The organism is Stenotrophomonas testudinis, assembly GCF_024499815.1.
GTDB lineage: Bacteria > Pseudomonadota > Gammaproteobacteria > Xanthomonadales > Xanthomonadaceae > Stenotrophomonas.
The window spans coordinates 1-6995 of the sequence record NZ_JAMOKY010000068.1 but is presented as its reverse complement, the minus strand read 5'-3'; the positions used below and the strand labels follow the sequence as shown (position 1 = coordinate 6995).

The window sequence follows — 6995 nt, the reverse complement described above, 5'->3', positions numbered from 1 at the left end:
GCGGCACGGTGCGCGCCTGCCGCCACTGCGCGGCATGCTCGCGGACCAGCGCGGCGGCTTCGTTGCCATCGATCGCGGCCAGGGCCTCGCTGCCTGGCACGCGCAGCACCGCGCCCTGCTTGAGCAGGTTGACGTTGCCGCGGATGAAGGCCTCCGGATTGGCGCGCAGCAGGGCGATCATCGCCCGCTCGCGGCTGATCTGGTTGCCACGGGCCAGCGCGCCGGCAATCTGCGACAGGGTCTGGCCCTGCTGCACGGTGATGCTGCCATCGGCGGCGGCCGGCGCCGCGGCACGCGGGCGCGGCGCGGCCGGACGGGCGGCGGCCGGTGCTGCGGTGGCTGCAGCCTGTGCTGCCGGTTTGGCAGGCGTGTCACGGGTGATCGTGTTGGCCAGCACGCCGGCCGGGGCGACGATTTCCGGCTCGGCCACGGCCAGCGCACTGGCCGGCGTATCGACCAGCGCGGAGTATTCGCGGACCAGGCGGCCCTGGCCCCAGTCGGCCTCGATCAGGAAGCTCAGCGACGGGGTTTCCACCGGTGCCTGCGAGGTCACCCGCACCACCGCCCTGCCCTGGCTGTTGGTGGTCAGCTCGAACTGCAGTTCGCTGACCAGGCCGGTGGGCCGCTGCAGGCCGACCCGCTCGAAGGTGACGGCCGAGGCCAGCGCCACGCGCAGGTTCTGCAGTTCGGAAGGATCGGCGGACACCACCGGGATTTCGGCCAGAAGCGGCTGGCCGGGGCGCGAAAGCACGCGGATGTCGCCCAGGCCCAGGGCCATGGCCGAACTGCTGGCAAGTGCCAGCAGCGCGGCAGAGAGATAGAGGAGCGGGCGCGAGGCGCCCTTGGCCCGTTTATTCATGGGCGACACTATAAAGCGTGCGGACCACGGTCCGCACCCACCCAGGGGGCAGAGATACCCGCCCGCTGGGCGGCTGCGATGCCCCGTAGAGTCGAGCTTGCTCGACTGCCTTCAAAGCAGTCGAGCATGGCTCGACTCTACACAGCGGGTGATCAGCGCTGTTCGGCGGCGACCAGCTCGGCCAGCTGCACGGCATTCAATGCCGCGCCCTTGCGCACGTTGTCCGAGACGATCCACAGGTTCAGGCCGCGCGGGTGAGACAGGTCTTCACGGATGCGGCCGACGTACACCGCATCGGTGCCCGAGGCGTGGGTGACCGGGGTCGGGTAGCCACCGGCTTCATGGCGGTCCACCACTTCCACGCCCGGCGACTGTTCCAGCAGCACGCGCGCTTCGGCCACGGTCACCTTGTCGCGGGTTTCGATCGCCACCGATTCGGAGTGGCCGTAGAACACCGGCACGCGCACGGCGGTCGGGTTCACCAGGATGCTCTCGTCGCCGAGGATCTTCCGGGTTTCCCAGACCAGCTTCATCTCTTCCTTGGTGAAGCCGTTGTCCTGGAAGTCATCGATGTGCGGGATCAGGTTGAAGGCGATCTGCACCGGGAAGCGCTGCGGATCGATCTCCTGGAAGCTCAGCAGCTGGCCGGTCTGCTTGCCCAGCTCTTCCATCGCCGAACGGCCGCCGCCGGACACCGACTGGTAGGTGGACACGTTGATGCGCTCGATGCCGTACTTGCGGTGCAGCGGCGCCAGCGCCACCAGCATCTGCATGGTCGAGCAGTTCGGGTTGGCGATGATGCCGCGCGGACGGTTGCCGACCTGGTCCGGGTTGACCTCGGACACCACCAGCGGCACGTCATCGTCGTAACGGAAGGCCGAGGAGTTGTCGATCACCACCGCACCGGCGGCGGCGAACTTCGGCGCGTATTCCTTGGACACGCTGCCACCGGCCGAGAACAGGGCGATGTCCACGCCGCTGGGGTCGAAGGTGGCCAGGTCCTGGATCTTCACCTTCTGGCCTTCGAACTCGACTTCGCCGCCGGCCGAGCGCTCGGAAGCGAGCAGGCTCAGGGTACCGACCGGGAAGTTGCGCTCGGCCAGGATGGCCAGCATGGTTTCGCCGACGGCGCCGGTGGCACCGACGATGGCGACGTGGAAGCTGCGTTGTGCATTGCTCATGGGGGAACTCTCACTAAAACGGGAAGGGGGAAAACTCACGCACGACAGCTGGGCTCGGGGAACCTCCTCAGGCGGGGCGCGCAGAGGTTCCCTATCGTTTCCCGGTTTTTTTGCCCAGCACGGCACGCGCGGCGAGGGCCGCGTCGGCGTTGATCGCGCTCGGCATGCGCGCCGCTTCGCCGGCCAGGCCGAGGCCGGCCAGCAGGTTGTCCACGGCCAGCTGCACCATCGCGGTACGGGTGCCCAGCGAGGCGCTGCCGATATGCGGGGTCAGCACCACGTTGCGCAGCGCAAGCAGTTCCGGGCGCACCTTCGGTTCGCCTTCGTAGACATCCAGGCCAGCGGCGGCCAGGCGGCCATGGGCCAGCGCGTCGGCCAGGGCCAGTTCGTCGACGATGCCGCCGCGGGCGATGTTCACCAGGGTGGCCGACGGCTTCATCCTCGCCAGCGCGGCCGCATCGATGATGTGGTGCGAGGCCGGGGTGTACGGCAGCACGGTGACCACGTGGTCGGACTGCGCCAGCAGCGTATCCAGGTCCACGTAGGTCGCGCCGAGCGCGGCTTCGGTCTCGGTCGGCAGGCGCGAACGGTTGTGGTACAGCACCTTCATGCCGAACCCGAGCGCGCCACGACGGGCCACGCCCTGGCCGATGCGGCCCATGCCGAGGATGCCCAGCGTGCTGCCGTGGATGTCGGCGCCGAGCATGGTCTGGAACGACCACTGCCCCCACTGCCCTTCACGCAGCCAGCGCTCGGATTCGGTGATGCGGCGCGCGGTGGCCATCAGCAGGGCGAAACCGAGGTCGGCCGTGGTCTCGGTGAGCACGTCCGGGGTGTTGCTGGCGAGGATGCCGGCCGCGCTCAGCGCGTCGACATCCAGGTTGTTGTAGCCGACGCCGACGTTGGCGATCACCTGCAGCTGCGTGGCATCGGCCACCTGGGCCGCGCCGATGCGCTCGTTGAGGGTGATGATCGCGCCGTCGACCGAGGCCAGGCGCTCGGCAATCTGCTGCGGCGACCAGGCGGTGACGGTGTCGGTGGCCAGCAGCTGCACGCGATCGCGCAGCGGCGCGATGGCCGCGTCGATCAGCGGCTGGCTCACCCACACCGTCGGCCGGGTATCAGCCATCGATCTGCCCGGGAATGCGCGGGGTGATGGTGCCGATGTCACCGCACTGGGCGCGGTGGCGCAGGGCCTGGTCCATCAGCACCAGCGCCATCATCGCCTCGGCGATGGGGGTGGCACGGATGCCGACGCACGGGTCGTGGCGGCCCGTGGTGACCACTTCGACCACGTTGCCTTCGGTATCCAGCGACGGGCCCGGCAGGCGCAGGCTGGAAGTGGGCTTCAGCACGATGGAGGCGACCACCGGCTGGCCGGTGGAAATGCCACCGAGGATGCCGCCGGCATGGTTGCTGGCGAAGCCCTGCGGGGTCAGCAGGTCACGGTGTTCGGTGCCCTTCTGCGCGGCGCTGGCGAAACCATCGCCGATCTCCACGCCCTTCACGGCGTTGATGCTCATCAGCGCGGCGGCGAGGTCGCCGTCGAGCTTGCCGTAGATCGGCTCGCCCCAGCCCGGCGGCACGTTGTCGGCCACCACGTCCACGCGCGCACCGACCGAATCACCGGACTTGCGCAGCGCATCCATGTACGCCTCCAGCTCGGGCACCTGTTCGGCGTGCGGCCAGAAGAACGGGTTGTCTTCCACCGCCGACCAGTCGAAACCGGCCGGACGGATCTCGCCCAGCTGCGACAGGTAGCCGCGCACGGTCACGCCGAAGCGCTCGGCCAGCCACTTCTTGGCGACCACGCCGGCGGCCACGCGCATGGTGGTTTCGCGGGCTGAGGAACGGCCGCCACCGCGCGGGTCACGGATGCCGTACTTGTGCCAGTAGCTGTAGTCGGCATGGCCCGGCCGGAACTGCTGGCCGATGGTCGCGTAATCCTTGCTGCGCTGGTCGGTGTTGCGGATCAGCAGCGCGATCGGGGTACCGGTGGTCAGGCCCTCGTACACGCCGGACAGGATCTCGACCTCATCGGCCTCGCGGCGCGCCGAGGTGTGCCGGCTCTTGCCAGTGGCGCGACGCTGCAGGTCGTGGGTGAATTCAGCCGCGTCCAGCGCCAGCCCCGGCGGGCAACCGTCGATCACGCAGCCGATGGCCGGTCCGTGCGACTCGCCGAACGTGGTGACGGTGAACAGCTTGCCGAACGAATTGGAACTCACGGGCGCTGCGCCGCCAGTTCGGTGATGCGTGCGCTGTGGGCGATCAGCTCGCGGCATTCGACCGCGAAGATGCCCATCTGGCCGACCTTGAATTCAACCCAGGCGAAATCGACTTCCGGCAGCAGCTTGATCAGGTGCTGCTCGGATTCACCCACTTCGCAGATCAGCAGGCCGTCCTCGCTCAGGTGCAGCGGGGCGTCGCGCAGGATCTTCAGCACCAGGTCCAGGCCATCGTCGCCGGCGCGCAGGCCCATTTCCGGCTCGTAGGAGTATTCCTGCGGCAGGGCATCGGTCTCGTCGTTGGTGACGTACGGCGGGTTGGTGACGATCAGGTCGTAGTGGCGGCCGGTCAGGCCGTTGAACAGGTCCGACTTCAGCAGGGTCACGTTGTGCGCCTGCAGGCGTTCCTTGTTCTCTTCGGCCAGCGACAGCGCGTCATCGCTCAGGTCGACGCCGTCCACTTCCCAGTTCGGGTAGTAGTGGCCCATGGCGATGGCGATGCAGCCCGAACCGGTGCACAGGTCCAGCGCACGGCTGACCTCGCGGCCGGCCAGCCACGGCTCGAAGCCGCACTCGATCAGCTCGGCGATCGGCGAACGCGGCACCAGGGCGCGCGAATCGCTCTTGAAGCTGAGGCCGGCGAACCAGGCTTCACCGGTCAGGTAGGCGGCCGGGACGCGCTCGTCGATGCGGCGCTGGAACAGTTCCAGCACGCGGACCTTCTCGGCCTGCAGCAGGCGGGCCTGGCCGTAGGCCGGGCCGAGGTCGTGCGGCAGGTGCAGGCTGTGCAGCACCAGCTGGGTGGCCTCGTCCAGGGCGTTGTCGTAGCTGTGCCCGAAGGTCAGCCCGGCTTCGTTGAAACGGCTGGTGCCGTAGCGGATCAGGTCGATGATCGTGTGGAGTTCGGCGGCCGTTTCAGCGGTCATGGCGGTACTGCGGGCAAAGTGGCCCACGATTATAAAGGCTGGCGCCCGCGGCGGCATCCGTTGCGACGGAAACGATCAGGCTGCAGCCGGTATGATGGGGATTACTTCCTGCGGGGGCTCACATGTTCAATCGCAACGTCGGCATCATCCTGCTGATCGCCCTGGCGGCGGGCCTGGGCCTGCTGGCCGCGCAGCAGGTGTTCGCGCCGAAGCCGCCGGCCAACCAGCCGGCCACCGAAGCGATCACCCTGTACCCGCATACCCGCGCGCTGCCCGATTTCAACCTGGCCCAGTCCGACGGCACGCGGCTGATCCCCGGCGAGCTGAAGGGCCACTGGACCCTGGTGTTCCTCGGTTTCACCTTCTGCCCGGACGTGTGCCCCACCACCCTGGCCGAGCTGGCCGGCGCACAGAAGCAGTGGGAAGCCCTGCCCGACACGCTGCGCCCGCGCGTGCTGTTCGTGTCGGTGGACCCGGACCGTGACAACGCCATCCGCCTGGGCGAGTACGTGCACGGCTTCCACAAGGACACCCTGGCCGCCACCGCCGACATTCCCTCGCTGGAGCGCTTCGCCACCTCGCTGGGCTTCGTGTTCCAGAAGGTGCCGGGCAAGCATTTCGACGAAAATCCCGAGGATTACACCGTCGAGCACTCTGCCAGCCTGGCCGTGCTCGACCCGCAGGGCCGGCTTGCCGGCCTGGTGCGGCCCCCGTTCAACGCGCCGGCCATCGCCCGCGACCTGCAGAAGCTGACCGAGAAATCCGCCCCATGAGCCTGACCACCGCCCTGACGTACGCCCTGCCCCACCGCCTGCTGTCCTCGATGGCGCGCTCGCTGGCGTACTCGGACGACCCGCGCGTGTCGCGCTGGCTGATCGACACCGTCACCCGCAAGTTCAACGTCAACCTGGACGAAGCGGCCAACCCGGACCCGCGCAGCTACCCGACCTTCAACCAGTTCTTCACCCGCGCCCTGAAGCCGGGCGCGCGCGTGGCCGATGCCGATCCGCGCAGCCTGGTGATGCCGGCCGACGGCCGCATCAGCCAGCTGGGGAAGATCGAGGCCGGGCGCATTTTCCAGGCCAAGGGGCAGTCCTTCACCGCCGCGGAGCTGCTGGGCAGCGACGAGGACGCCAAGCCGTACAACGACGGCCTTTATGCCACGGTGTACCTGTCCCCGCGTGACTACCACCGCGTGCACATGCCGTGGACCGGCACCCTGCGCGAGACCGTGCACGTGCCCGGCCGCCTGTTCAGCGTCGGTCCGGCCGCGGTGAACGGCGTGCCGCGCCTGTTCGCCCGCAACGAGCGTCTGGTCTGCCATTTCGATACCAGCTTCGGCCCGATGGCCAGCGTGATGGTCGGTGCGCTGCTGGTATCCGGCGTGGAAACGGTATGGAGCGGCGAGGAGATCCCGGCCTACGGCGACCGCATCACCCGCAAGGATTACCGCGGACAGGGCATCCAGCTGGAGCGCTTCGCCGAAATGGCGCGCTTCAACTACGGCTCGACCGTGATCGTGCTGCTGCCGCCGGGCGTGGCCGAGTTCGCCCCGCAACTGGGCGCCGAAAGCCCGGTGCAGCTGGGCCAGGCACTGGCAAAGCTGCGCTGAGGAAGCGGCAATGATGGCGGTCGGCACTACCGCTTCGGTAGATCCACGCCATGCGTGGATGGATTCACCGCGATGCCGGGTCTGTAGTGGGGGGGGGGGGGGGGGGGGGGGGGGGGGGGGCGGGCGCCGGGCGGGGGGGGGGGGGGGGGGGGCGGGGGGGGGGGGGGGGGGGGGGGGGGGGGGGGGGGGGGG

Annotated in this window: 7 protein-coding genes; 2 read left to right on the top strand and 5 right to left on the bottom strand. The window is 69.1% G+C overall.

Features of this window, described 5'->3' with window-relative positions:
- The 5 genes from NQ204_RS19385 to prmB form a co-directional block, all read right to left on the bottom strand.
- On the bottom strand, window positions 1-859 hold an 859-nt coding region (locus NQ204_RS19385), incomplete at its 3' end, for a type IV pilus assembly protein FimV (protein WP_305888493.1).
- A gap of 152 nt (window positions 860-1011) precedes the next feature.
- Window positions 1012-2040, bottom strand: coding sequence for an aspartate-semialdehyde dehydrogenase (locus tag NQ204_RS19380; RefSeq protein WP_116862749.1), 1029 nt, complete (start codon window positions 2038-2040; stop codon window positions 1012-1014).
- Between the two features lie 91 nt (window positions 2041-2131).
- A complete protein-coding gene (locus NQ204_RS19375) occupies window positions 2132-3169 on the bottom strand; it encodes a 2-hydroxyacid dehydrogenase (protein WP_256644686.1) in 1038 nt (345 codons plus the stop codon).
- On the bottom strand, window positions 3162-4265 hold the full coding sequence (gene aroC, locus NQ204_RS19370; protein ID WP_256644685.1) for a chorismate synthase: 1104 nt from the start codon (window positions 4263-4265) through the stop codon (window positions 3162-3164). Before aroC ends, NQ204_RS19375 begins: the two co-directional genes overlap by 8 nt.
- The gene (prmB, locus tag NQ204_RS19365) at window positions 4262-5191 is read right to left on the bottom strand and encodes a 50S ribosomal protein L3 N(5)-glutamine methyltransferase (RefSeq protein WP_116862746.1); all 930 of its coding nucleotides are present in this window, start codon (window positions 5189-5191) and stop codon (window positions 4262-4264) included. The genes aroC and prmB overlap by 4 nt, the downstream gene beginning before the upstream one ends.
- A 122-nt stretch (window positions 5192-5313) precedes the next feature.
- On the opposite strand from prmB, the gene NQ204_RS19360 reads away from it, so the two are divergent.
- Window positions 5314-5964: an SCO family protein gene (locus NQ204_RS19360; protein WP_256644684.1), complete on the top strand. Its 651-nt coding sequence runs from the start codon at window positions 5314-5316 to the stop codon at window positions 5962-5964.
- Window positions 5961-6803, top strand: coding sequence for an archaetidylserine decarboxylase (gene asd, locus NQ204_RS19355; RefSeq protein WP_256644683.1), 843 nt, complete (start codon window positions 5961-5963; stop codon window positions 6801-6803). The genes NQ204_RS19360 and asd overlap by 4 nt, the downstream gene beginning before the upstream one ends.
- Window positions 6804-6995 lie beyond the last annotated feature (192 nt).

Coding starts and splice junctions, on each gene's coding strand:
- NQ204_RS19380 (WP_116862749.1), bottom strand. CDS start 2,040: ATGAGCAATGCACAACGCAGCTTCCACGTCGCCATCGTCGGTGCCACC.
- NQ204_RS19375 (WP_256644686.1), bottom strand. CDS start 3,169: ATGGCTGATACCCGGCCGACGGTGTGGGTGAGCCAGCCGCTGATCGAC.
- prmB (WP_116862746.1), bottom strand. CDS start 5,191: ATGACCGCTGAAACGGCCGCCGAACTCCACACGATCATCGACCTGATC.
- NQ204_RS19360 (WP_256644684.1), top strand. CDS start 5,314: ATGTTCAATCGCAACGTCGGCATCATCCTGCTGATCGCCCTGGCGGCG.
- asd (WP_256644683.1), top strand. CDS start 5,961: ATGAGCCTGACCACCGCCCTGACGTACGCCCTGCCCCACCGCCTGCTG.